The sequence below is a fragment of the Dyella sp. genome, from assembly GCF_035277725.1.
Lineage (GTDB): Bacteria > Pseudomonadota > Gammaproteobacteria > Xanthomonadales > Rhodanobacteraceae > Dyella_B.
Window position 1 is genome coordinate 1 of record NZ_DATEJY010000264.1, and the last position, 25,889, is coordinate 25,889.

Here is a 25,889-nt window from a genome sequence, read left to right on the forward strand (position 1 = left end):
GCCAATCCCGCTGTTTCTGTGCGCAAAATCCGCGGCCCCAGGCGCAGCCCCTGAAAACCCGCCTCGCGCAACACCGCTACGTCGCGGTCGCCCAACCCGCCTTCCGGCCCCACCACCAAGTGGCCGCCGGCGTCTCCGAAGGGCACCTCGCGTGCCCGCAAGGTGCCTTCCGGAAGCAAGGCCAGGCGTTGGGCATTGTTCCCGTCCAGGCTTTCCAGCCAGCTTTGCAACGCTTGCGCAGGTGCCACTTCGGGAACGCGCACCCGCCCGCTTTGCTCGCACGCGCTGGCAGCGACCGCACGCCAATGCTGCAGGCGTTTTTCCGCACGTGCGGCATCCAGTTTCACCTCGGAGCGCTCGGTGAACAGCGGCACGATGCGTGCTACGCCCAGTTCGGTGGCTTTCTGCACGATCAGATCCATCTTCTCTCCGCGCGCAACACCTTGCGCCAGGGTGAGCCGCAGCGGCGATTCGTTCGCAATTTCTTCGCGGCTGTCGATGCGCACGATGACGTCGCGCTTGCCAACACTGACCAGTGTGGCCACGTAGTCGAAACCGTCTCCATTGAAGACTGTCAGCGCGTCCCCCGTGCTCATGCGCAACACGCGCGCGACGTGCTCGGCGGCTTGCGCGGGCAGGGCGAGTTCGGCGGCGAGTGCCAGTGGCTGTTCAATGTGGATGCGGGTGGTGCGCATAAGCTTTCGATCGTTGCGAAGTGAATGAGCATAGCGCTTGCCGCGCTGCTGTTCAGCCATCTGAATGGTGGAATGTTCACCGGCTCTTGCGATGAACCGAACCTGGTAGCAGCATGGACTTACCCCTGCAAAAGCTCGCGTTTTCCCCCAAATGGCGAGCATGGAGGTTCCTATGATCAAGCTGATGTTTTCCGCCGCTTTGCTGGCCGCCACGACCGCCGCTCTCGCCGCACCCCAGGACGCCCCTTTGTCCAATCAGCCGCAGGCCAATGCGCCATCTGCCACGACAACACCTGCCAAACGCTCGCCGCTCAAGCCGGGTGATCGGCAATGTATCCGTGATACCGGTAGCCTGATTCCGGCCAAGAAAGGCGAGTGTCTGCCAGTCGCAGGCCGCTCCTATAGCAAGCAGGATATCGACACGACGGGTGAAACCACACTGGGGCCGGCGTTGGAGAAGCTGGATCCCGCCATCACGACACGCGGTTACGGCGGCCACTGATTTGCGAGCTTGGGAGGTTGGGGTGCGAGCCCCAACATCTCGATCTTGCACGCATGGCGATGTTGGGGTTCGCACCCCAACCTACTTCGTAGCGCGTGCAATACCCGCGCTCGCCACGTCGACCAAATGATCGATCTCGCCTTCAGTCACCACATAAGGCGGCATGAAGTAGATGACGTTGCCCAATGGCCGCAGCAGCGCGCCATGCTCCAGCCCGTGCAAATAAACCCGCAAACCGCGCCGTTCCTCCGCAGCAAACGCGGTTCGCGTCGCTTTGTCGGCAACCAGTTCCACCGCCGCGATCATGCCGTGTTGCCGCACGTCGGCCACGTTGGGATGCTCGCGCAGCGGTGAAAGCCGCGCGGCGAGGTGTGATGCCAATACACGATTGCGTTCCAACACCGGTTCATCGCGAAAGATGTTCAAGGTTTCCACCGCAGCACGGCAGGCCAGCGGATTGCCGGTATAACTGTGCGAATGCAAAAACGCTTTGCCTGCGTTGTATTCGGCATAGAACGCTTCATACACGTGCTGCGTGGTCAGTACGGCGGAGAGCGGCAAGGTGCCGCCGGTCAGCCCTTTGGAGAGACACATGAAATCCGGCGCGATATGCGCTTGTTCGCACGCGAACAGCGTGCCGGTGCGCCCAAAGCCGACGGCGATCTCGTCCGCGATCAAATGCACGTTGTACTGGTTGCAGAGCGCGCGCAAGCCGGTGAGATAACTCGGATGATACATGCGCATGCCGCCAGCACATTGCACCAGTGGCTCCACGATGACGGCGCAGGTTTCGTGCGCGTGGCGTTCCAGCAGTAGGCGCATCGCTTCCAGGCGACGGGTGGCAACGTGCTCGGGTGATTCATCCGGTTCGCCTTCGTAAGCATCCGGCGAGGGAGCAAGAACAGGTGTGAGCAACAGCGGCGCGTACGTCTTGCGATAGAGCGCCACGTCGCTCACCGATAGCGCACCGAGCGTTTCGCCGTGATAGCTGCCGGTCAACGCGATAAAGCGTGTCTTCTCACCATGCCCCTGGTTGAGCCAGTAATGAAAACTCATCTTCAGCGCCACTTCGACGGCAGCCGAACCGTTGTCGGCGAAGAAGACTTTCTCCAATCCCTGCGGTGTGATGGCCACCAGCCGTTCGGCCAGTTCAATCGCCACCGGATGGGTAAAGCCGGCAAAAATCACATGCTCCAGCGTCTTCGCCTGTTCGGCCAGCGACGCGGCGATGCGTGGATTGGCGTGGCCGAACAGATTCGTCCACCAGGAGCTGATGCCATCCAGATAGCGGCGTCCGTTCGCATCGATCAGCCAGGCGCCTTCACCACGCACGATCGGCACCATCGGTACGTGCTGGTGATCGTGCATCTGGGTGCAGGGATGCCAGATATGGCGGAGATCGCGCTGGGCGAGGGCGGCGTTGGCGTCGGCGTGCTGAGTCATCCGGCTATGATCGGGGCAGTTGGTGTGCCGCTCAAGCACAGATGGGTCGATCGATGAAGCGTTGGTTGGTGGGTTTGGTCGTGGGCGTACTCGCCCTTGCGATATGGGTTTGGTTTCTGCCGGCGAGCTGGGCCGTGCCCTGGCTTGAGGCGCAACGGCGCGGATTGCGCCTGGACGATGTCAGCGGAACGCTGTGGCAGGGGCGGGCAGGGCAGGTGTCGCTCGCCAATGGCACCCAGCTTGGCAGCCTTGACTGGACGCTCTCGCATCGTGCCTTGCTCGGCGATATCCGCATGGGGCTCGATCTGCGCCAGCCGCAGCTGCAACTACAGGCGCAAGTGCATCGCGTGTCCCCCACGCAGATTGAACTGCATGGCGTCAGCTTGCATATGAACATGGCGCTGCTTGGCCCGCAGTCGTGGTTGCGCGGGCAGCCACAAGGGCAACTGGATCTGCAGGTGCCACAGGCGCAACTGCAAAGCAATTGGCCGATGCAGCTCGACGCCACCGGCACCTGGTCGAACGCGGTCGTGCGTACGCCGCAGGGCGAGGTGCCTCTGGGTGCGCTTTCGCTGGCGGTCACCGGGGAGTCGGGCGTTATCCAGGGCACGCTGAATGACGATGGCCAAGGACCTTTGCAGACGGCTGGACGGCTATCTCTCAGCCCGTTGGGCTGGGATCTGCAACTGCGGCTTATTCCTCGCAGCGATAATCCGGCTTTGGTGAGTTGGTTGCGCAGTCTGGGCCCACTCAAGGCGGACGGCACGCTCGAACTCCGCTATCGTGGCGGTTTGGCTCAGTGGAACTCTGCGGCAAAGCGATGATGAGTGAACAGCGATGGGAGGCGGCACTGAATGCCGCGCGTGAAGCGGCGGATGCGGCAGCTGACGTGATCCGGCACTACTGGCGCCGCGGCGTCGAAGTGGAAATCAAATCCGACGCCACGCCCGTGACGATCGCCGACCGCGAAGCCGAGCAGGCCATTCGCGCCATTCTCGCGCCGGCGTTGCCGGGCGCAGCGATCTATGGCGAAGAGTTCGGCCTGGACCATGACGGCACCGAATTGCTTTGGCTGGTCGATCCACTCGACGGCACCAAAAGCTTCGTGCGCCGCACACCGTTTTTCTCCACGCAGATTGCGCTGATGCATCGCGGTGAACTGGTGCTCGGCGTGTCGAGCGCGCCGGTGTATGGCGAAGCGATGTGGGCCAGCCGCGGTGGCGGCACCTGGTTCAATGGCGAACGCGTACAGGTGGCGGCCACCACCGATATGACACAAGCATCGATCTCCACCGGCAACGTCAAGACACTTACCGGCGATGCGCGCTGGCAGGTGCTGGGTCAGATGATCCGCGACAGCAATCGCATCCGCGGTTATGGCGATTTCTGCCATTATCACTTGCTGGCGCGCGGTGGGTTGGATCTGGTGATCGAGTCCGACGTCAACATTCTCGACGTCGCCGCGCTGGCGGTGATCGTGCGCGAAGCCGGTGGCGTGTTCACCGATCTGGAAGGCAAGCCGTTGAATCTGGAGACGCGCAGCGTATTGGCCGGAACGCCGGCCATGCATGCGCAGGCGCTCGCGCGCCTAGCGCTTCCGGCCTGAGGGAGCGGCAACAAAAGCCGGTTACAATCCCCGCCATGCCACCTCGCTACCCCATCATCCACGCGACACGCGACTCGGACACCAGCCGTTTCTTGCATGCGGAGCAGGTGGACCTGGAATTCTCCAACGGCGAACAGCGCACCTACGAGCGACTCAAGGGCCACGGCCTCGGCGCGGTGATCATCGTGCCCATGCTGGACGATGAAACGGTGCTGCTGATCCGCGAATACGGCGTCGGCGTGGATCGCTACGAACTCGGTCTGCCGAAAGGCCGCCTGGATCAGGACGAAACGGTTGAGCAAGGCGCCGATCGCGAGCTGAAGGAAGAAGTGGGCTACGGCGCGCGCAAGCTCAAGATTCTGCACAACCTGTCACTGTCGCCGGCGTACATGACGCACATGGCGCACGTGGTGCTGGCGCAGGATCTGTATCCGGAACGCTTGCAGGGCGATGAGCCCGAGCCGCTCGAAGTAGTGCCGTGGAAACTCGCTGAATTACATACCTTGGTCTCGCGTGACGACGTCACCGAAGGCCGCTCCATCGCCGCGCTGTTCCTGGCGCGCGAATACCTTGCCGGACGCCTGCAACGCACGTGAGCGAACTCCCTGATTTCCCATTACTGCTCGACATCGGCTTGCTGGCACGTCGCGCCGGCGAAGCCATCATGGACGTCTACCGCCAAGACTTCGACGTCGAAATAAAAGCCGATTTCTCGCCGCTCACCGCGGCAGACCTGGCCGCTCAGAAAGTCATCGCCGCCGGCTTGGCGGAACTTGATCCGCCACTGCCCGTGGTTTCGGAAGAAGCGAGCCAGCTGCCATGGGAGCAGCGGCGCGAATGGTCGCGCTACTGGCTGGTCGATCCGCTCGACGGCACGCGCGAATTCGTGAAACGCAATGGCGAATTCACCGTCAACATCGCCTTGATCGATCACGGCAAGCCGGTGCTTGGCGTTGTGCTGGCACCGGTCACGGAAGAATTGTTCGCCGCCGCACGTGGGCATGGCGCATGGTGGCAGGTACAGCGCGATGCCGATTGGGAGCGCATTTCCACGCGCACGCTGGCCAATCCACCGGTGGCTGCCGGTAGCCGTTCGCATGGCGGTTCGTCGGAAGCGACCTTGCGCCGCCTGCTCGGTGAGGAATACCAGTTGCATGCGCTGGGCTCCTCGCTGAAGTTCTGCCTGATCGCGCGCGGCTCCGCGGACGTCTACCTGCGCCGCGGCCCGACCAGCGAATGGGATACGGCGGCCGCGCAATGCGTGCTGGAAGAAGCCGGCGGCGCCGTGCTCGATCTCAACGGCAAGCCGCTGCACTATAACCGTGGCGAATCGCTGATCAATCCGGAATTCCTCGCCGTGGGCGATGCGGGTATCGATTGGTCCGCGCGCCTGCATGACGCCGGATTGCCGTGAGCACGGCCACGCGCCACAGCTTGGCCGATCTGCTTGCCATCATGGCGCGCCTGCGCGACCCCGAACGGGGTTGTCCGTGGGACCTGCAGCAGGATTTCAGCACCATCGCGCCCTATACCATCGAAGAAGCCTACGAAGTCGCCGACGCCATCGATCGCCAGGATTGGCACGAACTGCGCGATGAATTGGGCGATTTGCTGCTGCAAGTGGTGTTCCACGCGCAGATGGCGCAAGAGCAAGGCTTGTTCGATTTCGACGACGTGACGCATGCGATCAGCGAAAAAATGCTGCGCCGGCATCCGCATGTGTTTGGTGACGTCAGCTATGCGGATGTCGAAGAGCAGAAGCGGGCCTGGGAAGAGATCAAGCACGCCGAGCGCGCTGCGAAAGGTGCGCCGCCTGACGATAGCGTGCTGGCCGGTGTCTCGCGCGGCCAACCCGAATGGCAGCGCGCGCTGAAACTGCAACAGCGCGTTGCCACGGTCGGCTTCGACTGGCCGGATCATCAACCGGTGATCGGCAAGCTGCACGAGGAATTGGCCGAAGTGGCCGCCGAGTTCGAAGCCGGCGCTGACCCGGCGCGGCTGGAAGATGAGATCGGCGATGTACTGTTCGTCGCCGTAAACCTGGCGCGCCACGCCAAGGTGGATTTTGCGCGCGCCCTGAAGCACGCCAATGCCAAGTTCGAACGGCGTTTCCGGCGCATGGAGCAGCTGGCGGCGGCTGCAGGGAAGCCGCTGGCCTCGCAAGGGCTGGCGGAGCAGGAAGCGCTTTGGCAGCAGGCCAAGGCGGAAGAACGGTAGGTTGGGTCAGCCCCGGCGCGCTCACTCAGCTCACAGGTTGGGGTGAGGCGTAGCCCAACCCCAACATGGCCTCCAGCGTTCGGGATGTCGGGATTCGCGTTCCGCGCACCCAACCTACGCCGCCAGCAGTCGCGCAGGCTGGGATGAAATCCCCGCATCGCCATGCCAATCATGCTGGGGTTCCATCCCGGCCTACGTGTCTCGGTCGGCATGGCTTGAATAGACCGGAACATCCCTAATGGCACTCTCTTATGCCATCCATCGTCCGGATACTGCGGAAGACCTTTGTACCGTCGTCCCGCCGAAAGCCGGGGGCGGATGCTCAGTCGGTGCCATTGGGAATAGCAACCCGTTGGCGGCAGCATTCAACCTTTTGCATCCGCCGCGCATCTGAAACATTCGAACCTAGCCGGAGATTTCCCATGCGTTACTTGCTCGCCTTGCTTGCTCTGATGCCGCTGGCGGCGACCGCCACCGACTGCCGCTACACCGCCCCGCGCAATCTTCACGATGACTTGAGCGGCGTGCACCGCGTGCAGATCGAATTGCACAGCCATGACCTGCACCTGGCCGGCAGCAATGGCGCCAGCGGCTTGCAGATCAATGGCCGCGCTTGCGCATCCTCGCAGTCCGCCCTGGACAACCTGCAGGTGACCTCGCACCGCGAAGGCGATCAGCTCATCATCGATGTCGGCACGGACCACTCGTTCAACATCGGCATCTTCGGCAGTTCCTACGCCTATCTCGATTTGCAGGCGCAACTGCCGGCCAATATGCCGGTCAGCATCAACTCCGGTTCGGGCGACGTCTATGCGGGTGGACTGGCGCAACTCGATACGCACACCGGTTCGGGCGATCTGCACATCGACCACATTGCCGGCGAAGTCTCCGTCACCAGTGGCTCGGGCGATGTCGAGCTTTCCGATATCGGCAGCCTGCGCGTGGGCTCCATGGGGTCAGGTGACATCAAGGCGCGCAACGTGCGTCAAGGCGTGAACGTCGGCAATGTCGGCTCGGGCGATATCACGCTGGAACACGTGGGTGGCAGCGTCTACGTCGGCACGATCGGTTCGGGCGATGTGGTGGTGAAGGACGTGCATGGCGATTTCACCGTCGGCGCGAAGGGCAGCGGCGATGTCACGCACTCCGACGTGATGGGCAAGGTCAGCGTGCCGCGCGAGGATTGATTCAGGCCTGCAAGCGCATCACCAGGTAAACCAGCACGGCACAAACCAACAGAAAGGGTACGGATACCTCATGAAACAGCCGCATGCCATGCGGCTGTTTTGCCAGGCGCAAGGCGATCAGATTCGCCAGCGACCCGATCACCACGCCAAAGCCGCCCACGTTCACGGCAATGGCCAATGCCATCGCATCCTGGGCGCGATTGAGCAGCAATACGGTGGCCGGCACGTTGCTGATCAGCTGTGAGCTCACGATGCCGCTGAGATAAAGCGCCAGTGGCTGCTTGAAATCGATCTTGCCCAGCGCGTGATCCACCACCGGCAACGCGGCGAAATGGCCAAGGCCGAGAAAGATCATGGCGAAGGTCGCCATCAGCAGCCAGTCGATGCAGGCGAGCGTGCGCCAGGAAAACAGCGCAAAAGGAACCGCCAGCAGCAGCGCGCCCAGCGGTGCGTGGCCGCTTTGCATCATCAGCACCATCATGCTGAGCGCGACGATGGACAGCACTGCCAACGACAGCGATACCGGATGGCCATCGAGCTTGTCGGCTTGAAGTTCCACGCGTTCTTTCGGCAACCAGAACCACGTCACCATCGCAACCAGCACGAACATGACGGCAGCCGTCGGCAGCATGTGCACGATGAACTGCAAGAGCGGAATCTGCGCGTGCTGCCAGATCAATAGATTTTGCGGATTACCGATCGGGCTGAGGGTAGAACCTGCGTTGACCGCCAGCGCTTCCAGCACGACCATGCGCAGCACCGGCAGATTGGACAGGCTGCCGATGGCGAGCGTCAGCGGCACCATCAGGAACAGGCTGACGTCGTTGGTCAGCACCATCGACAACACGGCCGTCATGCTCACCAGCAGCAAACCCACGCCACGTAGCGAGTGCACATGTGCGACCAGCATGCCGGCCGCACGCTGTACCAGCCCGCTGTCGCGGATACCCTGGATGGAAATCATCAAGCCCAGCAAACCGCAAAGCGTGGGCCATTGCAGCCAGCCCTGGTAGCGCGACCACGGCTGTGGATCGACACAGGCCAATACCACCGTCAGCACGGTGAACAGCATCAACAGGAATTCGTGCTTGAGGCGCTGGAGCCAGCCGTGTTTGCTCACCACTCCGTCAACCCTTCCAGCTCATATAACTTTTTCCAGCTCGGGCGTGCACGCACCAGGTCCGCCAGCCGCTTCACCGCCGGCCATTCGGTCGCCGGACGCGGCATGTTGCGCGACCATCGCATCAGCATGGTGAGCATCAGATCAACGCCGGAGCATTCCTGGCCGAGCAAGTACGGCCCATGCGCAGCAAGTTGCGCATCGATGCGCTCCCACAGGCTTTCGATCTTGCGCTGCACGGTGGCGCGGATGTCCGGCGGCGATTCCTCATGGCCAAGTTCTTGCGGATAGAACCACAGCCGATACGTGGACATCAGCGAGTTGCTGAGAAACACCATCCACTGCAGCCATGCCTCGCGTTCCGGCGTGCCCGGCGCGGGAATCAGCTTCGCTTCGGGATGGCGCTCGGCCAGGATGGTGAGCAGCGCGCCCGATTCATAGACCGCACGCCCGTCGATGATCAGCGTAGGTACCTTGCCGCCGGGATTGAGCTTCAGGTATTCATCGGTGAATTGCTCACGTTTCTCGATGTCCACCGACTTCAGCTGATATGGCGCACCGATTTCCAGCAGCGCCAGATGCACGACCATGCTTGCGGTGCCGGGGGAGTAGTAGAGGGTGTACATGCGCAATCCTGGGCCATGAGGAACGCGCATCGTATCGCACGCGCCTCGCAGGTTGGGGTGAAGCGCAACCGAACCCCAGCATGGCCTGCAGGCATCCGGGGATGGTGGGGTTCGCGTTCCGCTCCCCCCAACCGGCTTACTCCGCGCGCAGCAATCGCATCGGCGGCGTATGCGTCACCTTTCTCGTGCCAGCCAATCCAAGCAGCATCACCACGAAGGCGGCGATGAGTGCGGCGATGACCAAGGGCCACGGCTGCGGCATGAAATCCTTGATGCGGAACACGCTGCGTCCCAGCCACCAGCCGCCGACCATGGCACCCAGCGCGGCGGTGATGCCTGCAATCAGGCCAAGCAAGGCGAATTCGCAGGCAGCGGCAATGCGCAACAGGCCGCGTCGTGCACCCAAGGTACGCAACAAGGCAGCCTCATGGCGGCGTTCCTGTCCGCTCGTCGCCAAGGCTGCCGCCAGCACCAACGCACCGGCCAGCAGGCTGAAACCGAGCACCCAGCGCACCGCGCCCGTTACGCGCTGCACGATCTCGCGCACGCGGTCGAGCAGCGCATCGACGTCCACCAGACTCAGGTTGGGATAATCGCGCGATAGTGCGCCCAATGCTTCGGCATGGCCGCGCGGGAGATAAAAGCTGGCCAGCCAGGTGTGCGGCAGCACGTTCGCGTGCGTGGGGTCCATCAGCAGGAAGAAATTCACGCGAAACGATGTCCAATCCACGTGGCGAAAACTGGTGACTTTGGCGTCGACCTGTCCTTCGCCCACATCGAAGCGCATGACGTCGCCAAGTTTCAGCGCATACATGTCACGCCACATCGTATCGACCGACACCTCGGCTTGCGCCGGATGCGGATCGAACCAATGGCCGGCAATCACCGTGTTGGCCGGCGGCAAATCGTCGGACCATGACAGGCGCAACTGGCGATCGTTCCATTCCTTCGCACGCTCGTCCTTGAAAGTGAGCGTATCGATCGGATGCCCGTTGATGGCGGTGAGCTTGCCGACCGCCAGTGGCATCATGTTGAGCTGGTTGGCGCCGATGCGATCGAGCGCCTTGTTGAAATCGCTGCGTTGATCGTCTTGCAGATTGAGCACGAACCAGTTCGGCGTATCGCTGGGCAATTCCTTACGCCAACCATCCAGCAGGGCCGGTGCCACCACTGCCAGCAGCAGCAACGCAGTAAGCCCCATGCTCAACGCCGTGGCCTGCACGATGCTCAAACCGCGCCGGCGCGCCAGCGCCGCCATGCCAAGCCGCAGCGCGGGATGTCCGCCCGGCGTGATGCGTCGTGCGATCCATAGCAACAACGCGGCGAGCAACGCGGCGACCACGGCAACGCCCAGCAGGCTCGCGGCGAGAATGCCGGCAAGCTTGGCGGAGCCGCTGAGATTCCAGATCAGGGCCAGCGCCACCACGGCGGGAATCAGATACAACACATCGAAACGACGAAGGCGTCGCGCCACGCTGGCGCGAAATACCGCAACCGGCGGCACATCGGCCAGACGCACCAGTGGCGGTAACGCAAAGCCGATCAGCACGGCGATGCCCATGCCTGCCGCGGCAAAGGCGGGCAAGATCGGCAGCACCGTCGGCACACCCGAGAACAGCTGGCTGGCGAACATCCATGCCGCTTGCGCCAGCAGCAATGCCAACAACACGCCGAGTAATGCCGCCGGCAATGCCAGCCCGCCCATCGTGCCGAGCAGCAAGCCAAACACGCGTACACGTGATGTACCGAGTGCGCGCAACAACGATATTTCGCTGGTTTTGCGGCGTGCATAACGCTGCGCCGCCAATGCGATCGCCACGCCGGAAAGCAGCGCAGACAGCAAGGCGGTCAAGCGCAGAAACGCACCGGCGCGATCAAACGCATTGCGCATGCGCTCCTGCGTCTGTTCCGGTGTAATGAGTTCACCGCCTTGCGGCAGCGTGGTCGATTGCGCCCACGTACGCCAGTTCTGCACGGCGGCAGGTTCGCCGGCCAGCAACAGGTTATGCCGCGCGCGGCTGCCAACGCCGAGCAGGCCGGCCTGTTTTGCATCGCTGATGTTCATCAAGGCACGCGGCGCCATCGCCACCAGCTCGCCACCGTCCGGCTGCTGGATCAATTCGCCTGCGATGCGCAGATCGCGTCCGCCAAGCTGCACGCTGTCGCCGACGTGCCGGTTCAATCCGATTAGTGCGCGATGATCGAGGTAAACAGTGCCTGCGACGGGGCCGTGGCTGGACGTCTGTTTTCCACGGGCGTCTGCAATCAACAACGTGCCGCGCAACGGATATGCGTTGTCCGTGGCGAGCACGTCCAGCAATTGGCTTTGCTGCTGTGCGAACGCAACGGTAGGGAAACTCGCCGTGTTGGTGAGCGACAGTCCGCGTTGCTGACCGGCGACGGCGAATTGGCGCGGAATGTTTTCCGGGGCCGACAGGCCGAGATCGCCACCGATCAATTCCGCCGCACTGGCGAGAACGCCGCGTTCCATGCGCGTGCTGAGCGTGGCGACAACACCGAGCGCCACCACGGCAAGCACCAGCGAGGCGGCCAGCGTGCGCAGCTCCGGCAGATGCCATTCGCGACGCAGGCTGCGCAAGGCAAGCAGCAGGATTCTCATGCGGATTGCTCTCCCATCGGCACCAGCCGGCCTTCCTGCAATTCCACGCTCCGCATGCAACGTTCGGCCAGTTGCATGTCATGCGTCACCAGGATCAGCGTGGTGTGGTGATCGCGATTGAGCGCGAACAACAGATCGCAGACATGGCGGCCGGTGCGGCGATCCAGGTTGCCGGTGGGTTCGTCGGCGAACAGCACGCGCGGACCATGCACAAAGGCGCGCGCGATCGCCACGCGCTGCTGCTCGCCACCGGATAGTTGCGCGGGATAGTGCTTGCGCCGCGTGCCGAGTCCGACTGCGTCCAGCGCGGCGTGCGCCCGTTCGCGTGCATCGGCATGGCCTTCCAGTTCCAGCGGCAGCATCACGTTCTGCTCGGCAGTAAGTGCGGGCAGCAAGTGAAACGACTGAAACACGAAGCCGACCAGACGCCGGCGCAGATCGGCACGTGCCTCCTCATCCAGTTGCTCCAGCGCATGTCCATCGAGCTGGATACTGCCGCGCGTGGGCGTATCCAGGCCGGCAAGCAAGCCGAGCAGGGTGGTTTTGCCGGAGCCGGACGCACCGACGATCGCAAAGCTCTCGCCCTCGCTCACCTGCATGGCGACATTGCTGAGGATATCCAGCCGTCCCTCGGGACCGATCACTGACTTGCTAACATCCCGAACTTCCAACACCGCTTTTTCAACCGGACGAGAACCACCACTCATGCGTCGTTTCCTATGTTTGTTGCTGCTTGTTTGCGGTATCGGTGCCGCGCAGGCCGCGTCCACGAAGAACGTGCTGGTGCTGGGGGACTCCTTGTCCGCCGCGCACAACATTCCCGTAGAAGCCGGCTGGGTGCATCTGCTGGAAGTACGTCTCAAGCAGATGGAGCCGGGCTGGTCGGTGATCAATGCCAGCATCAGCGGCGAAACATCGGTGAGCGGGCGCAACCGGCTGCCGGCGCTGCTGACGCAATACCATCCGCGCGTCGTGGTGATCGAATTGGGTGCCAATGACGGGTTGCGCGGTCTGCCGCTGGCTGACTTGCGCAGCAATCTCGCGGCGATGATCGATGCCGCCCAGCGCGCGGGCGCGAAGGTCTTGCTGCTGGGGATCGAAATGCCGGTGAACTATGGGCCGCAATATCGCGATGGCTTGCGTGCCATTTATGCCGATCTGGCCCATGACAAGCACGCTGCGCTGGTGCCTTTCCTGCTGGACGGCGTGGCCTTGAATCCCTCGTTGATGCAGGAGGACGGCCTGCACCCGACCGCGGCCGGCGAGCCCCGCGTACTCGAAAATGTGTGGGTAAAACTTAAGCCATTGCTGTAACCGGCCGGTCACCACGCTTTCATCCGCTTAAATTCACGTTGCGCTTACCACCCTGGAGGTTAGCCTTCACAAATGTGAAGACCCCCAAAAGTGAGAGGCGAACATGAGTTCACGTGACGAACATGCTGGGCTGATCCTGCTGGTGGAAGACAACCGTCAGATCGCGGAAATGGTTGGCGAGTTTCTGGAGCGCCGCGGCTACTCCGTTGATTTTGCTCAAGATGGGGTGAGCGGCCTGCATCTGGCCGTATCCAACAGTTACGACGTGGTGGTGCTGGACCTGATGCTGCCGGGTATCGATGGCCTGGACGTCTGCCGCAAGCTGCGCGGCGACGCCAAGAAATCCACCCCGGTGCTGATGCTGACGGCGCGCGACACCCTGGAAGACAAGCTGGTCGGCCTGGAGGCCGGCGCCGACGACTACCTGGTGAAGCCCTTCGAGGTACGCGAACTGGAAGCGCGCCTGCGCGCCCTGATCCGCCGCGACCGCCGCCAGGTATCCAGCGAGGTGCTGACGGTGGGCGACATGACCCTGGACACGGCTACCCTGCGGCTGACCCGCGCCGGTCAGGAGCTGACCGTGTCGCCGATCGGCCTGAAGCTGCTGGCGATCCTGATGCGCGAATCGCCGCGCGTGGTCAGCCGGCGCGACATTGAACGGGAGATCTGGGGCGACACGCTGCCCGACTCCGATACCTTGCGCTCGCATCTTTACAACCTGCGCCGGGTGATCGACAAACCGTTCGACCGGCCGTTGCTGCACACCATCCATTCGGCCGGCTATCGTCTGGCCGATCTGGAAGCCGAAACCACCCCGGCCAGCCACATCGCGTAAACGCCCGACCGCCACATGACCACAACGGGTGCCCAAGTGCCGCGCGCGGAACGCGTGCGCGGCGGTTTCCAACGCCACTTGCTGCTGATTTTCAGCATGCAGTTCGTGGCCGTGGTCGTGGTATGCCTGATGGGCTACTACAACGTGGCGCCGGTGTTCGCGGTGGTGCTGCTGATCGTGATCGTCAGCGCGCTTACCTGGCTGGCCACCGAACGCACCTGGCGGCAAGTCACCACGCTGGCGCGCTGGGTGGGCAACTGGAAAGAAGGCCAGAGCGATCTGGATGCATTGCAAACCGATCGATTGCGCCAGAGCGATGAAGATATCGCCACCCTGGCGCGCGGCTTCCACAACTTCGCCAGCCGCATTGCCGGCTACAACGAGCGCGAACGCAATTTCACCCGCGATGCCAGCCACGAACTGCGCAGCCCGCTCACTGTGATCAAGATGTCCACCGACATGCTGTCGGACGAAGCGGGTTTGAGCGAGTTCGGAAAGCGTTCGGTGCAGCGCATCCGCCGCGCCACGCGCGAAATGGAATCGCTGGTTGAAGCCTTGCTGATCCTGGCGCGCGAAGCGGATAACGGCCAGGGCGAGCAGGACTTCATCGTGAACGACGTGCTGCGCGACGAGCTGACCAATGCGCGCGAGATGCTGCACGGCCATCCGATCGAACTGCGACTGGAGGAACCGGCAACGTTTGCGTTGCATGGCTCGCCACGCGTGTTTGCGGTGCTGTGCTGGCAATTGATTCGCCATGCCAGCCAGTACACGGGGCAGGGCGTGGTGCAGGTGACGGTGCAGCCCGGCATGGTAAGCGTCAGTGCTGCTGCCGGCAGTGAACAGGATTCGTCAGCGCCCGGGCAGCGCGGTTTTGAATACGCGATTGCGCAACGTATCAGCGAGCGCTTTGGCTGGCCGCTGAGTTTGCATGTGCAGGGCGGCAACCGTTATGTGGCGGAGATTCGGTTTCCCAAGCCGCTGCCGGTATCGGCGTAGGTTGGGGTGCGAACCCCAACATCCCATGCGCATATGGTTCCGGATGTTGGGGTTCGCACCCCAACCTACGTGCTACGCCGCTTAGCGTAGCGATGGGCTCACTTCAAACGGGCATCCTGTCTTGGCCTTGACGTCATCCACTGTGACGCCCGCTTGCAGTTCGACCAGCGTCAGTCCTTTGCCTTTCACCACTTCGAACACGCACAGATCGGTGATGATCAGATCGACCACCTGCTTGCCGGTCAACGGCAGATCGCATTGCGTCTTGATCTTGGGCGAACCGTCTTTCGCGGTGTGTTCCATCAGCACGACGACGCGCTTGACGCCGCTGACCAGATCCATCGCGCCGCCAGGGCCTTTCACCATCTTGCCCGGCACCATCCAGTTGGCCAGATCGCCGGTGCAGGACACTTCCAGGCCGCCGAGGATCGACAGATCGATATGCCCGCCGCGGATCATCGCGAACGATTCGGCGCTGGAGAAATAACTGGAACCCGGCAGGGCGGTCACGGTCTGCTTGCCGGCATTGATCAAGTCCGGATCAACGTGTGCCTCATCCGGGAACGGACCGATGCCGAGCAGGCCGTTCTCTGATTGCAACGTGACATCCATGCCTTCGGGAATGAAGTTCGCCACCAGGGTGGGAATGCCGATGCCGAGGTTGACGTAGAAGCCATCGCGAAGTTCCTTCGCCGCGCGTTGCGCCATCGCCATGCGGATCGGGCTTTCCTTGCCGGTATTGGCGCCGGCGAGCGTGCGGAATTCGATGCGCTTCTCGTATTTCTCGCCCTTGATGATGCGGTCGACGTAGATGCCCGGCACGTGGATCTGATCCGGATCGAGCTCGCCCACTTCCACCAGCTCTTCCACTTCGGCCACGCACATCTTGCCGCAGGTGGCGATCATCGGATTGAAGTTGCGCGCCGTCTTGCGGAACACCAGGTTGCCGAGCTTGTCGCCCTTCCATGCTTTGACGATCGAGACGTCGGCGTGGATGGCTTCTTCCAGCACGTATTCCTTCTCGCCGAAACGCTTGGTTTCCTTCCCCTCGGCCAGCTTGGTGCCGTAAGCCGTGCGCGTATAGAACCCCGGAATGCCCGCGCCCCCCGCGCGCAGCTTCTCGGCCAGCGTGCCTTGCGGCACTAGATGCAGTTCCAGTTCACCGGCCAATACTTGGCGCTCGAACTCCTTGTTCTCGCCCACGTAAGAGGCGTAGACGCGTTTGACCTGGCGGGTTTTCAATAAAGGACCCATGCCGAAATCATCCACGCCGGCGTTATTGCCGACGATGGTCAAGCCCTTGGTGCCGGCAGCGAGCAGGGCGCCGATCAGGTTCTCGGGGATGCCGCACAGGCCAAAACCGCCTGCCGCGATGGTCATGCCGTCGAACAGCAGACCGTCCAGAGCCTTCGTCGCGTTTGCGTAAACCTTTTCCATGGGGAAGCCTTTATTGCGGGGGACATTAACTGCCTAGGATACGACGGATCAGCGACAAGGCATGCTGTACAAAGGTCGAAAAAGGCGGCTTAGGATGTCATCGGCGCGCCATACGGCTGAGCACGTCATGGCGGTTGGCTATAGTCGGTCCATGCCTGCAAGAGGTGCCACGTGAAGCCGTTTCGTCTGTTTATCGCCCTCACCGCCCTGGGAATCGCTGCCATGTCGCACGCCGCCACGCCCGTATTGGTGATTCACGGCGGCGCAGGTGTGATCAAGCGCGATATGAACCCGGCTAAGGAAAAAGCCGTGCGCGCGGCGATGACCAGGGCATTGCAGGATGGCTACGCCCAGCTCAAGGCCGGTAAACCGGCGATCGACGCGGTAACGGCTGCCATCGTCGTCCTGGAGGATGATCCCAACTTCAATGCCGGACGCGGCTCGGTGTTCACGCACGATGGCAAGAACGACATGGACGCCGCCGTGATGGAAGGCGAAAGCCGGCGCGCGGGTGCCGTGGCGGGCGTGCAGCGCGTGAAAAATCCCATTCTGCTGGCACGCACGGTGATGGAGCATTCGCCTCACGTGATGCTCATCGGCGACGGCGCGGAAACGTTCGCGAAAGAACAGGGCATTCCGTTGGTCGATCCTTCCTACTTCCGCACCGAAGAGCGCTGGCAACAATTCCAGAAAGCGCTCAAGGAAGACAACGAGAAAAAGCCGCACGACGATCCGGAAACCGCCAAGCACTTCGGCACGGTCGGCGCCGTGGCGCTCGACAGTGCCGGCCATCTCGCCGCCGGCACGTCTACCGGTGGCATGACCGACAAGCGCCGGGGCCGTGTCGGCGACTCGCCGATCATCGGCGCCGGCACTTACGCCAATGCGAAATGCGCCGTATCAGGCACGGGTTGGGGCGAGTTCTACATCCGCACTGTCGCCGCGCACGAAATCTGCATGAAGGTATCGATGCTGGACGAACCCGTACAGCGCGCCGCCGCTGAAGTGATCAACCAGGAAATCCCCACGATGGGCGGCAACGGCGGTGCCATCGCGTTGGACGCCGGCGGCAACATCGCCATGCCGTTCAATACCGACGGCATGTTTCGCGGCTGGATTGGCGGGGATGGCGTGCCGCACGTGGCGATCTACGATGATGAGCCGGATCCGTCGAATCATCTGAGCACACCGCCCGCGTCGTCTTCGACGGATTGATCGCAGCGAACCCAAGCGGAAGTGTTGCCCATTCGTGCGATGTGTAATGCTGTTGCGCCCTCATCAAGCGGTTCCGCACGTGACGTACAGGACAGGATGGATCCCTCGCATTCTTGATTCGTGGCCGGTGCCCGTACTGATTGGTGTGTTGGCCTGCCTGCTTATTGCGGGCAGCGCGATGCTGGAACCTGGCAACGTCAACTGGCTGACGCAGGGGGATTTGGCGCAGAGCTATCTTGGCTGGGCGTTTTATCGCCATGCGCCGTGGAGCTTGCCATTCGGAGCCAATCCGCTTTACGGCGCCGGCTTGCATACGTCGGTTTATTACTCTGACTCCATTCCTGTGTTGGCCATGGTGCTCAAGCCATGGTCATCGTGGTTGCCCGCGACGTTCCAGTACTTTGGTTTGTGGGTTATGGCCTGCTTCGTCCTGCAAGCGTGGTTTGCGTGGCGCCTGCTCGGTTTGGTGGCGCACAACGCGGTCACGAAAGGACTGGGGGTGCTGTTTTTTGTATTTGCGCCTCCCATGTTGATGCGACTGGGTGGGCATATGGCGCTGACAGGCCATTGGATTGTGCTTGCAGCGCTTTATCTTTGCCTTCGCCCTGGTCGCAGGCGTCAAGCGCTTTACTGGGTGTTGTTGCTGGCAGTGGCGATCATGGTGCATGCCTATCTCTTTGCCATCGCTGCAGCGGTCTGGTCGGCTGATGTGGTGCAGCGCTTTCGCGTCGCAGAACAGGAGGCGGCGAATTTGCGTGTAAAGGCGCTATTACCCGAGGTGTTTTGCGTCGCGGTTGTGGTTGTGTCTGCTGCCTGGATGGCCGGATTGTTCATGGTCTCCGGTCATGGCGCGCAAGCCGATGGCTTCGGCTATTACAAGATGAACGTGTTGGCGCCTGTGAATGGATCGGGCTGGTCGCACGTCGGACTCAATTTCCCGGAAGCGGCCGGCGAATACGAAGGCTTCAATTATTTCGGCCTGGGCGGTTTGGCGTTGATCTTGTTGGCTGCCGCGATCGCGGTGGTTCGTCGACAGGTGCCGCGTGCTCAACGCGTGCCCATGCCACTCCTATGGATGGCTATGTTGCTGGCGTTAGCTGCCGTCACCTGCAACATCGGGATCGGCAGTTTGCAATGGCATATGCCGTTGCCGGAGAAATGGTGGACGGCACTCTCTCATATCCCGTTGCAATCCACGGGGCGCCTGTTCTGGGCGAGTTATTACGTTGTACTGGTCGCAGCGCTGTTTGTGTTGCTGCAGGCTTGCTCCGCGCATTGGCAAATGGCTGCGCTGGCGTGCGCGATTATCCTGCAGGGTGTGGATCTTGCTCCGAGCTATATCCATCTGCATGCCATGTTATCGACTCGGGCGCGCAACGAATCAGTGCCGGGTTTGCATGGCGCTTTCTGGGACACGGCAGGTCGTCGCTATAGCACGCTTAGAGTCGTGCCGCTTACCAAGCCCTCGGACTGGGAGCAGCTTGCGTTCTACGCGAACAGCCAGCGCATGGGCTTGGACGCCGTGCAATTGGCCCGCTTCGACATGGACAACTTCCTTTCGCTTTATAACGATCAGCAAAGCGCACTGCTGAGCGGTCAATTGGATGCGCATACGCTTTACCTGTTGAACGATCGCGAGCTTGCGATCGCACGCGCCATACCTGCAGAACGCGCTGCCTTGTTCCGGTTGGATGGCAAAAACGTGTTGGCTCCCGCATGGAGTGGCCCGTTACCGGCTTCTGCCATTGAACTGCGTGCCGCTGCATGGACATCACCCTTCGCTTTGCCGTTTCAAAGCGATTTCGTACAGGCGAGCTACGGCCGCTTGTTGCTGGGAGAGGGTTGGAATGCAACGGGCGATGGCGTCATGAGCCTTTTTGACACGGCGACTCTGTTCGTTCCTGGTGGAACTGACGCACAACGCGCAGTGACGGTGCAAATCAACCTTCATCGCGCCAACACCGGAAAATCGATGGCGATGGAGCTGGAAGCATGGTTCGATGGCAAGCGCGTCGGCAGTTGCCATATGGCTGAAGACGGCTGTCGGACGTGGACGTTCGACGTGCCGGGTGCTTCAGGTGGTAACTATTTTCGCAAACTTGAACTTCGGCCGGGCACGCCCGCGCAGAAACTGCGCATTGCACTGGATGCCATCAAGGTGCAATAACCCGTGGGCAGGGTTGGCGCAGCCAAACCCAACAGATCTTCCGAGGGTGGCGAAACATGGTTGGTTTATCCCCGGATCAAGTTCGGGGATAAACCAACCTGCATGATCCGATGCCATCAACCGTTTTGATTCGGCCGCTCGCGCACCGGATGCTTGCTCAGCTTGCGCTGCAGTGTGCGCCGATGCATGCCCAAGCGACGTGCGGTTTCGGAAATATTGCCGTCGCACTCGGTGAGTACGCGCTGGATGTGTTCCCATTCCAAGCGGCGCAGGGCGAGTGGTGCTTCAGGGGCGTCGATGACCTCGTCTTCGCCTTGCGGTACGGCATCGCTTCCTTCGAGCAATGCACGTACGACGGCGTCGGCGTCGACCGGCTTGGCGAGGTAATCATGCGCGCCGCGCTTGATGGCTTCGACGGCGGTGGCGATGGAGGCATAGCCGGTCAGCAGCAGAATGCGTACGTCGGGCACCAGTTCGCGCAGTTCGGGAATCAGACGCAGGCCGTTTTCTTCGCCGAGTTTCAAATCCAGCACACAGTGGCGTGGCTGATGGCGTTGTGAAAGCGCGCGCGCTTCGTCGGCGTTGCCGGCGGTGATCACTTCAAAGCCGCGCGAGGTCAAGGCTCGGGTGAGTACGCGTACAAAGGTGGCGTCATCGTCCACGATCAGCAAGGGACGCGTGTCGCCAGTAGAGGTGGGGTGGTTCATCTGCTGCTTCTGTTCGACGTTACCCAACCATTTTGCCGGATAAGCAGGCTCGTGTGTGCGTTCGGTCATCTTTACATGCCTTCGGCAATGGTGGACAAAGGCAGCCGCAGGCACATTTCCGCGCCATTTTCGGTGTTGGTGGCGATCAGTTCGCCGGACAGCCGTTCGGCCGTGGCTTCGGCGAGCGCCAGGCCGATGCCGAGGCCGCTTTGCTTGCCGCTTTCGCCCAGTGCCGAGCGAGTACCGGCAGAGCCGAAACCCGGGCCGCGATCGCGCACGATCCAATCCAGCCATTCGCCGTCGCGGCGTACCTCGAGCGTGACGTGGTTGGAATCGCGCAATGCCGACGCGTCGACGGCGTTGTTCAGCAGATTGAGCAAGGCGTGGCGCAGGCCGGGCGGGGTGCGCAATACCAGCTGGTCCGATTGCGGCATGACGTGCAATTCCAGTTCTGCCTCCGGACGCAGGAGCTGAAACCGCTTGAGACACCCGTGGATGAAAGCCGACAGCGTGACGCGTTCGAATTCCTGCGAGAGTTGCGCCTTGCCGAAAGCGACCATCTCGCGAAGGATGGTGCGACAGCGTTCCACCTGGCCTTCCAGCAGGGAAAGGTCTTCGTCCAGTGCGGCATCGGTGGCGTGTTCGCGCCGCAGTTCCGGCAATAGCGTGCGCATGGTCGACAGCGGCGTGTTCAATTCATGCGCGGCGCCGGCCGCCTGCGTGGCAATGGCCATGATGCCTTCGTCGCGCAAGGCACGCTCGCGTACGCGTTGCACTTCCTGTTGCTGCCTGCGCACCGACGTGGCAAGGCGATTGATGAAGAAGCCCAGCAGCAGCGTCGTGATGCCGAAGTTCACCCCCATGCCGACCACGTGCAACGAAAAACCGTGATCGTTGGCCGTCAGCTCGTTCATCGGCAAGGGCACGAACCACAGCAGCAATACAAAGTACGCCGCACCGGCGATCGCCGCCACAGCAAGAATGGCACGCACCGACAAGGCCGCTGCGCTGAGCGCGATAGGCACCAGCAGCAATGTGACGAACGGGTTCCTGGCGCCGCCAGTGAAGTAAAGCAGATAACTCAGCACCAGCGTGTCCGCGACGATGTGACACACCGTTTCCCACTCATACACCGGCCACGGCTGGCTGATGCGCCATGCGGCAAACACCGCGAACACGGCGAGCATGTCGATGCCTAGCAGCAGCGAAAGCGTGGGGATGTCGATGTGCATCCACCACGAGCACACCATCACGGCCATGCTTTGGCCGCCGATGGCGCAGAGGCGCAGCCAGGCAAGAGTGCGCGTCAGCGCGAGCGGCCCGAAGGGCTGATGAAGGGAATGTTGCGGCATGGCCGCAGCCTAGCAGCCCCATCTCCCTTACGGGGAGATGGATTTGGTCGGCATCACGGTGTTTCGAATTCCTCGCCGTGCGCAGCGGTCAACGGCTGGTAGGCGGCATCGGAATGCGTAGCCGAGAGCTTGTTCATCAGCGGCAGGATGAGCACAGCGACAACCGTGCAGCCGATGCCCACGAAACCGAGGATGTTGAACAGATGCGTGTAGATGGTCAGCGACTGCAACGGATCGGTGATGTTGTCCGGGATGTGCGCGATGTTGGCCACCACGCTGCCCAGGTATTGCGAGATGCCTACTGCAACGTAGTAAGCGCCCATCATGAAACCGCCCATGCGTTCGGGCACGTAGCGCGCGATCATCGCCAGGCCCAGGCCGCTCACCAGCAGTTCGCCGAGCGAGTAGAGGCCATAACCCCAGATCATCACCCACGAAGACACCTGTCCGTTCACCGCCCAATTCGCGCCGAAGCCATACATGAAGAAGCCCAGCGCGACGGCTGCGAAGCCCCAGGCGAATTTGACCGCTACGGAAGGATCCTTGCCGAGTTTGCCAAGCGAGTTGTAGATGAAGACAAGTACCGGGCTCAGCAGCACGATCCAGATGGCATTCAAATTCTGGTACTGCTCGGGAATCCAGTTGAACAGGTGAAAGCCGAAGATATCGAACGAGAGATCGACGTTGCGCTGCGCGAACAGATTCAGCGATGTAGCCATCTGCGCGTAGAAGATGAAGAAGAAGATCGTCTGCACGGTTAGCACCAGCGCCGCCGTAAGGCCGGCACGCTCGCTGGGTTGGCTGCTGCGGATCAGGTGCACGAAAATGCCTAGGATCACGATGCCCGCGCCATACACGCACAACCTGGCGATGGTCTCGCTTTGCAGGATGAAGGCAGACACGAACACGGTTGCCAGCGCACCGAGCAGCACCGCGCCAAGACGCTTCATGTCCACCGGGCGCTGATCGCTCGGCGAGCCGATGTGCGACAAGGTGCGGCTCATCAGCGAGTAATTGATCAGGCCGAGCACCAGGCCGATGGAGCAGACGCCGAACGCCGTATGCCAACCGAGATCGTCGCCGTAGAGCGCGCCGATGTAATTGCGGATCCATGGCGTTGCGGTCATCGAAATCATCGAGCCGATGTTCACTGCCATGTAGTAGATGGTGAACGCGCTATCGATGCGTGTTTCGTCGCCTTCGTAGATTTTGCGCACCAGGTTGCCGGCGTTGGGTTTGAAGAAACCGTTGCCGACGACGATGACACCGAGCGAGAGATACGTAACGGACGCGTTGTCCGTGGGAATCCACAACATGCCGTAGCCGAGCGCCAGAATGGTCGCGCCCATCAGCATGGTGCGCCGCGTGCCCAACAGCTTGTCGCCGACCCAGCCGCCGATCGCCGGCGTGGCGTAGATCAAGGCCGCCGCCGCTCCCCAGACCAGGTTGGCCTTGATATCGACGAAGCCCAGCTTCTTCATCATGAAGGTGACCATCAACACCTGCATGCCGTAGAAGCCGAAGCGCTCCCACATCTCGATAAGGAAGACCGTGGTGAACGATCGGGTTTGTGAAACGGGTCGGGTCAGAGTGGTCATGCGATGGTTCCGGATTACGTGTACTACAAGGCCAAAATCGACCTGTTTTTAGCGCCCTCGCGAGGCACATCCGGCGAAGGGTAGCGCAAATGTCATTAGCTAAAAGTTGCATTGCGGCAAAGCAAAATCCTGCGGGCGGCCGGCACGTGAGCCGGCTTATGGCATCATGCGCAGCCTGTTGCCGCCTTTCCGGGAGCCTTGTCCGCCATGCCGAAAAATCCGGTAATTCCCTTTATGGGCAAGCTTTTTTAGTCATGCCGGGTAACGGGTTTCGCGGCGATCCGCGCCAGTTGTGGCGCGCTTTTCGATGGTCGATGAACGGGCTGCGCGCGGGCTGGCGGCACGAGGCGTCGTTTCGACTGGAAGCGATGCTTACCGTCATCCTGGTTCCCGTTGGTTTGTGGGTGGGGAACGGGGCGCTGGAGAAGATCGCCCTAATATTCCCGGTGTTCCTGGTGTTGTCGGTAGAGCTGCTCAATTCCGCCATCGAAGCGGTGGTGGACAAGGTCAGCCCTGAATTTCACGAGCTGGCCGGTCGGGCCAAGGACATGGGCTCGGCAGCCGTCTTCGTGTTGCTGGTATTGGTCGTGCTGTGCTGGGGTCTGATTCTGGGGCCGCGCTGGTTTTGACGCTGCAGCTGGCGTCGCTGACCCCATTACCTGTGCAGAACGAGCGATTGCATCCCTCTAAACCTGATGCTGGAATGATTGCCTACAGGTAAGGAGCATTCCGATGAAAAGCCTACGCGTTCTGGCGCTGTTGCTACTGGCCACCATGCTGGCCGGTTGCGGCTACAACTCGATCCAGAAGCAGGACGAGGTGGTGAAGGCGCAATGGTCCGAGGTGCTCAATCAGTATCAGCGCCGTGCGGATCTGGTGCCGAATCTGGTTAATACCGTGAAGGGCTATGCCACGCATGAAGAGAAGATCTTCACGGAAGTGGCCCAGGCCCGTTCCCGCGTGGGCAGCATCCAGGTAACGCCCGAACTGGCGAACGATCCTGACGCGCTGGCCAAGTTTCAGGCCGCCCAGGGCCAGCTTACTGGCGCGTTGTCGCGGCTGATGGCAGTGAGCGAGAGCTATCCGAACCTGAAGGCGGATGGCGTCTTCCAGAACCTGCAGGCACAGCTGGAAGGCACCGAAAACCGTATCTCCGTGGCGCGCAACCGCTATATCCAGGCGGTGCAGCAGTACAACTCGCTGATTCGCACCTTCCCCAACAATCTCACCGCCAAGATGTTCGGTTACCAGGTGAAGCCGAATTTCTCGGTGGAGAACGAAAAGGCGATCTCCACCGCGCCGACGGTGGATTTCGGCACCGGCACACCCGCCCCCGCCGCCTCGGCGCACTGACATGTTGCGGCGCTGGGTGCGCCTCTGGATGGTCCTGGCGATGGCGCTGCTGTCGCCATGGACCGTTTCCCATGCGGACGACCAGCCCGCGGTGCCCAAGCTCACGCGTCATGTGACTGATCTTACCGGCACGCTGACGCCGCAGCAGGTCGATCAGCTGGATGGACAGCTGGTCAATCTTGAGAAGCAGAAGGGCGCGCAGCTCACCGTGCTGATGGTGGGCAGCACGCAGCCTGATGACATCGCCGATTACTCCCTGCGCGTGGCCGAGGCCAACAAGGTTGGCCGCAAAGGTGTCGACGATGGCGTGCTGTTGTTTATCGCCAAGAACGACCGGCACGTGCGCATCGAAGTGGGGTATGGACTGGAAGGCGCCATTCCCGATGCCGCGTCAGCGCGCATCATTCGTGAGTACCTCGCGCCCAAGTTCCGCAATAACGATTACTTCGGCGGCATCATCGATGCGGTCGGCGCATTGACGCAATTGATCAATGGCGAACCGTTGCCACCGCCGGTGCAAGGCAACGAAGTGCGGCACGGTCCCGACCTGCAGGGCATGTTCTTCCTGGCGATCTTCCTGCTGATCATGCTGCGTGGCATGTTTGGACGCGCGCCGGCGCTCGTTCGCGCGCCGCTGGGCGGCCTGGTGATCGGCGGACTGCTGTGGATGCTGGTATCTGCCGGTATCGGCATTCTCGGCGGGATTGTCGGCGGCTTGTTCATGCTGTTGCCGGCTGGCTCAGGCCGTTCCATTGGCGGTGGCGGCTGGGGTGGCTTCGGTGGTTGGGGCGGCGGCGGTTTTGGCGGACGCGGTGGCGGTGGTTTCGGGGGAGGCGGCGGCTTCAGCGGCGGTGGTGGCAGTTTCGGTGGCGGCGGCGCGTCGGGGAGCTGGTGAC

25 protein-coding genes are annotated in these 25,889 nt (G+C 62.0%); 15 read left to right on the forward strand and 10 right to left on the reverse strand.

The window, feature by feature from the left end; translation table 11 throughout:
- Positions 1 to 695: 16S rRNA (uracil(1498)-N(3))-methyltransferase (locus VJR68_RS21040; RefSeq protein WP_324150811.1), on the reverse strand; the 695-nt coding region annotated here is incomplete at its 3' end.
- A 172-nt stretch (positions 696 to 867) separates the two neighbouring features.
- On the opposite strand from VJR68_RS21040, the gene VJR68_RS21045 reads away from it, so the two are divergent.
- Positions 868 to 1,197, forward strand: coding sequence for a hypothetical protein (locus VJR68_RS21045; protein ID WP_324150813.1), 330 nt, complete (start codon positions 868 to 870; stop codon positions 1,195 to 1,197).
- Between the two features lie 81 nt (positions 1,198 to 1,278).
- On the opposite strand, the gene VJR68_RS21050 is transcribed toward VJR68_RS21045, so the two are convergent.
- Complete coding sequence (locus tag VJR68_RS21050; protein ID WP_324150814.1) at positions 1,279 to 2,640, reverse strand: adenosylmethionine--8-amino-7-oxononanoate transaminase; 1,362 nt, start codon at positions 2,638 to 2,640, stop codon at positions 1,279 to 1,281.
- A gap of 53 nt (positions 2,641 to 2,693) precedes the next feature.
- On the opposite strand from VJR68_RS21050, the gene VJR68_RS21055 reads away from it, so the two are divergent.
- The 6 genes from VJR68_RS21055 to VJR68_RS21080 all read left to right on the forward strand — a co-directional run bounded on the left by VJR68_RS21055 (position 2,694) and on the right by VJR68_RS21080 (position 7,650).
- On the forward strand, positions 2,694 to 3,464 hold the full coding sequence (locus VJR68_RS21055) for a type II secretion system protein N (RefSeq protein ID WP_324150816.1): 771 nt from the start codon (positions 2,694 to 2,696) through the stop codon (positions 3,462 to 3,464).
- The gene (locus VJR68_RS21060; protein WP_324150817.1) at positions 3,464 to 4,246 is read left to right on the forward strand and encodes an inositol monophosphatase family protein; all 783 of its coding nucleotides are present in this window, start codon (positions 3,464 to 3,466) and stop codon (positions 4,244 to 4,246) included. The genes VJR68_RS21055 and VJR68_RS21060 overlap by 1 nt, the downstream gene beginning before the upstream one ends.
- Positions 4,247 to 4,281: 35 nt before the next feature.
- Positions 4,282 to 4,842: an ADP compounds hydrolase NudE gene (gene nudE / locus VJR68_RS21065; protein WP_324150818.1), complete on the forward strand. Its 561-nt coding sequence runs from the start codon at positions 4,282 to 4,284 to the stop codon at positions 4,840 to 4,842.
- Positions 4,839 to 5,660, forward strand: coding sequence for a 3'(2'),5'-bisphosphate nucleotidase CysQ (gene cysQ, locus VJR68_RS21070; RefSeq protein ID WP_324150819.1), 822 nt, complete (start codon positions 4,839 to 4,841; stop codon positions 5,658 to 5,660). Before nudE ends, cysQ begins: the two co-directional genes overlap by 4 nt.
- Positions 5,657 to 6,463, forward strand: a complete 807-nt coding sequence (mazG, locus tag VJR68_RS21075) for a nucleoside triphosphate pyrophosphohydrolase (RefSeq protein WP_324150820.1) — start codon at positions 5,657 to 5,659, stop codon at positions 6,461 to 6,463. The genes cysQ and mazG overlap by 4 nt, the downstream gene beginning before the upstream one ends.
- A 422-nt stretch (positions 6,464 to 6,885) precedes the next feature.
- On the forward strand, positions 6,886 to 7,650 hold the full coding sequence (locus tag VJR68_RS21080; protein WP_324150821.1) for a DUF4097 family beta strand repeat-containing protein: 765 nt from the start codon (positions 6,886 to 6,888) through the stop codon (positions 7,648 to 7,650).
- 1 nt (position 7,651) lies between these two features.
- On the opposite strand, the gene VJR68_RS21085 is transcribed toward VJR68_RS21080, so the two are convergent.
- The 4 genes from VJR68_RS21085 to VJR68_RS21100 all read right to left on the reverse strand — a co-directional run bounded on the left by VJR68_RS21085 (position 7,652) and on the right by VJR68_RS21100 (position 12,723).
- On the reverse strand, positions 7,652 to 8,722 hold the full coding sequence (locus tag VJR68_RS21085) for an SLC13 family permease (protein WP_324150868.1): 1,071 nt from the start codon (positions 8,720 to 8,722) through the stop codon (positions 7,652 to 7,654).
- Positions 8,723 to 8,766: 44 nt separating this feature from the next.
- Positions 8,767 to 9,396, reverse strand: a complete 630-nt coding sequence (locus tag VJR68_RS21090; protein ID WP_324150822.1) for a glutathione S-transferase family protein — start codon at positions 9,394 to 9,396, stop codon at positions 8,767 to 8,769.
- A gap of 136 nt (positions 9,397 to 9,532) precedes the next feature.
- Positions 9,533 to 12,016 carry an ABC transporter permease gene (locus VJR68_RS21095; RefSeq protein ID WP_324150823.1) on the reverse strand — a complete coding sequence of 828 codons (2,484 nt, stop codon included), beginning with the start codon at positions 12,014 to 12,016 and terminating at the stop codon, positions 9,533 to 9,535.
- Positions 12,013 to 12,723, reverse strand: coding sequence for an ABC transporter ATP-binding protein (locus VJR68_RS21100; RefSeq protein ID WP_324150824.1), 711 nt, complete (start codon positions 12,721 to 12,723; stop codon positions 12,013 to 12,015). Before VJR68_RS21100 ends, VJR68_RS21095 begins: the two co-directional genes overlap by 4 nt.
- On the opposite strand from VJR68_RS21100, the gene VJR68_RS21105 reads away from it, so the two are divergent.
- The 3 genes from VJR68_RS21105 (at position 12,722) to VJR68_RS21115 (ending at position 15,164) form a co-directional block, all read left to right on the forward strand.
- Positions 12,722 to 13,330 carry an arylesterase gene (locus VJR68_RS21105; protein ID WP_324150825.1) on the forward strand — a complete coding sequence of 203 codons (609 nt, stop codon included), beginning with the start codon at positions 12,722 to 12,724 and terminating at the stop codon, positions 13,328 to 13,330. The two genes, VJR68_RS21100 and VJR68_RS21105, sit on opposite strands and share 2 nt — an antisense overlap.
- A gap of 103 nt (positions 13,331 to 13,433) precedes the next feature.
- Positions 13,434 to 14,165: a response regulator transcription factor gene (locus tag VJR68_RS21110; RefSeq protein WP_115493699.1), complete on the forward strand. Its 732-nt coding sequence runs from the start codon at positions 13,434 to 13,436 to the stop codon at positions 14,163 to 14,165.
- Between the two features lie 15 nt (positions 14,166 to 14,180).
- Positions 14,181 to 15,164, forward strand: a complete 984-nt coding sequence (locus VJR68_RS21115; protein ID WP_324150828.1) for a HAMP domain-containing sensor histidine kinase — start codon at positions 14,181 to 14,183, stop codon at positions 15,162 to 15,164.
- 81 nt (positions 15,165 to 15,245) lie between these two features.
- Here VJR68_RS21115 and VJR68_RS21120 read toward each other — a convergent pair whose 3' ends face one another.
- Positions 15,246 to 16,601 carry a 3-oxoacid CoA-transferase subunit B gene (locus tag VJR68_RS21120; protein WP_324150829.1) on the reverse strand — a complete coding sequence of 452 codons (1,356 nt, stop codon included), beginning with the start codon at positions 16,599 to 16,601 and terminating at the stop codon, positions 15,246 to 15,248.
- Between the two features lie 222 nt (positions 16,602 to 16,823).
- Between VJR68_RS21120 and VJR68_RS21125 the strand changes: the two genes are divergently transcribed.
- Both VJR68_RS21125 and VJR68_RS21130 read left to right on the forward strand, forming a co-directional pair.
- Positions 16,824 to 17,816 carry an isoaspartyl peptidase/L-asparaginase gene (locus VJR68_RS21125; RefSeq protein WP_324150870.1) on the forward strand — a complete coding sequence of 331 codons (993 nt, stop codon included), beginning with the start codon at positions 16,824 to 16,826 and terminating at the stop codon, positions 17,814 to 17,816.
- A gap of 127 nt (positions 17,817 to 17,943) precedes the next feature.
- Complete coding sequence (locus VJR68_RS21130) at positions 17,944 to 19,983, forward strand: DUF6311 domain-containing protein (protein ID WP_324150830.1); 2,040 nt, start codon at positions 17,944 to 17,946, stop codon at positions 19,981 to 19,983.
- Between the two features lie 116 nt (positions 19,984 to 20,099).
- On the opposite strand, the gene VJR68_RS21135 is transcribed toward VJR68_RS21130, so the two are convergent.
- The 3 genes from VJR68_RS21135 to VJR68_RS21145 form a co-directional block, all read right to left on the reverse strand.
- Complete coding sequence (locus tag VJR68_RS21135) at positions 20,100 to 20,690, reverse strand: response regulator transcription factor (protein WP_324150872.1); 591 nt, start codon at positions 20,688 to 20,690, stop codon at positions 20,100 to 20,102.
- Positions 20,691 to 20,761: 71 nt separating this feature from the next.
- Entirely contained in the window at positions 20,762 to 22,042 is a 1,281-nt protein-coding gene (locus tag VJR68_RS21140; RefSeq protein WP_324150832.1) for an ATP-binding protein, read from the reverse strand.
- 53 nt (positions 22,043 to 22,095) lie between these two features.
- Positions 22,096 to 23,640 (reverse strand): oligopeptide:H+ symporter, encoded by a 1,545-nt coding sequence (locus tag VJR68_RS21145; RefSeq protein ID WP_324150833.1) that lies wholly within the window; start codon positions 23,638 to 23,640, stop codon positions 22,096 to 22,098.
- Between the two features lie 254 nt (positions 23,641 to 23,894).
- Between VJR68_RS21145 and VJR68_RS21150 the strand changes: the two genes are divergently transcribed.
- The 3 genes from VJR68_RS21150 (at position 23,895) to VJR68_RS21160 (ending at position 25,888) form a co-directional block, all read left to right on the forward strand.
- Positions 23,895 to 24,269 carry a diacylglycerol kinase gene (locus tag VJR68_RS21150; RefSeq protein WP_324150873.1) on the forward strand — a complete coding sequence of 125 codons (375 nt, stop codon included), beginning with the start codon at positions 23,895 to 23,897 and terminating at the stop codon, positions 24,267 to 24,269.
- A gap of 103 nt (positions 24,270 to 24,372) precedes the next feature.
- Positions 24,373 to 24,993 (forward strand): LemA family protein, encoded by a 621-nt coding sequence (locus tag VJR68_RS21155; RefSeq protein WP_324150834.1) that lies wholly within the window; start codon positions 24,373 to 24,375, stop codon positions 24,991 to 24,993.
- A 1-nt stretch (position 24,994) separates the two neighbouring features.
- Positions 24,995 to 25,888: a YgcG family protein gene (locus tag VJR68_RS21160; protein WP_324150835.1), complete on the forward strand. Its 894-nt coding sequence runs from the start codon at positions 24,995 to 24,997 to the stop codon at positions 25,886 to 25,888.
- The last annotated feature ends 1 nt before the right edge of the window (position 25,889 follow it).

What these genes read in the sequence shown, in the direction of transcription:
- VJR68_RS21045 (WP_324150813.1), top strand. Translation starts at nt 868, where the DNA reads ATGATCAAGCTGATGTTTTCCGCCGCTTTGCTGGCCGCCACGACCGCC.
- VJR68_RS21050 (WP_324150814.1), bottom strand. Translation starts at nt 2,640, where the DNA reads ATGACTCAGCACGCCGACGCCAACGCCGCCCTCGCCCAGCGCGATCTC.
- VJR68_RS21055 (WP_324150816.1), top strand. Translation starts at nt 2,694, where the DNA reads ATGAAGCGTTGGTTGGTGGGTTTGGTCGTGGGCGTACTCGCCCTTGCG.
- VJR68_RS21060 (WP_324150817.1), top strand. Translation starts at nt 3,464, where the DNA reads ATGAGTGAACAGCGATGGGAGGCGGCACTGAATGCCGCGCGTGAAGCG.
- nudE (WP_324150818.1), top strand. Translation starts at nt 4,282, where the DNA reads ATGCCACCTCGCTACCCCATCATCCACGCGACACGCGACTCGGACACC.
- VJR68_RS21080 (WP_324150821.1), top strand. Translation starts at nt 6,886, where the DNA reads ATGCGTTACTTGCTCGCCTTGCTTGCTCTGATGCCGCTGGCGGCGACC.
- VJR68_RS21085 (WP_324150868.1), bottom strand. Translation starts at nt 8,722, where the DNA reads ATGCTGTTCACCGTGCTGACGGTGGTATTGGCCTGTGTCGATCCACAG.
- VJR68_RS21090 (WP_324150822.1), bottom strand. Translation starts at nt 9,396, where the DNA reads ATGTACACCCTCTACTACTCCCCCGGCACCGCAAGCATGGTCGTGCAT.
- VJR68_RS21095 (WP_324150823.1), bottom strand. Translation starts at nt 12,016, where the DNA reads ATGAGAATCCTGCTGCTTGCCTTGCGCAGCCTGCGTCGCGAATGGCAT.
- VJR68_RS21105 (WP_324150825.1), top strand. Translation starts at nt 12,722, where the DNA reads ATGCGTCGTTTCCTATGTTTGTTGCTGCTTGTTTGCGGTATCGGTGCC.
- VJR68_RS21100 (WP_324150824.1), bottom strand. Translation starts at nt 12,723, where the DNA reads ATGAGTGGTGGTTCTCGTCCGGTTGAAAAAGCGGTGTTGGAAGTTCGG.
- VJR68_RS21110 (WP_115493699.1), top strand. Translation starts at nt 13,434, where the DNA reads ATGAGTTCACGTGACGAACATGCTGGGCTGATCCTGCTGGTGGAAGAC.
- VJR68_RS21115 (WP_324150828.1), top strand. Translation starts at nt 14,181, where the DNA reads ATGACCACAACGGGTGCCCAAGTGCCGCGCGCGGAACGCGTGCGCGGC.
- VJR68_RS21120 (WP_324150829.1), bottom strand. Translation starts at nt 16,601, where the DNA reads ATGGAAAAGGTTTACGCAAACGCGACGAAGGCTCTGGACGGTCTGCTG.
- VJR68_RS21125 (WP_324150870.1), top strand. Translation starts at nt 16,824, where the DNA reads ATGTCGCACGCCGCCACGCCCGTATTGGTGATTCACGGCGGCGCAGGT.
- VJR68_RS21135 (WP_324150872.1), bottom strand. Translation starts at nt 20,690, where the DNA reads ATGAACCACCCCACCTCTACTGGCGACACGCGTCCCTTGCTGATCGTG.
- VJR68_RS21140 (WP_324150832.1), bottom strand. Translation starts at nt 22,042, where the DNA reads ATGCCGCAACATTCCCTTCATCAGCCCTTCGGGCCGCTCGCGCTGACG.
- VJR68_RS21145 (WP_324150833.1), bottom strand. Translation starts at nt 23,640, where the DNA reads ATGACCACTCTGACCCGACCCGTTTCACAAACCCGATCGTTCACCACG.
- VJR68_RS21150 (WP_324150873.1), top strand. Translation starts at nt 23,895, where the DNA reads ATGCCGGGTAACGGGTTTCGCGGCGATCCGCGCCAGTTGTGGCGCGCT.
- VJR68_RS21155 (WP_324150834.1), top strand. Translation starts at nt 24,373, where the DNA reads ATGAAAAGCCTACGCGTTCTGGCGCTGTTGCTACTGGCCACCATGCTG.
- VJR68_RS21160 (WP_324150835.1), top strand. Translation starts at nt 24,995, where the DNA reads ATGTTGCGGCGCTGGGTGCGCCTCTGGATGGTCCTGGCGATGGCGCTG.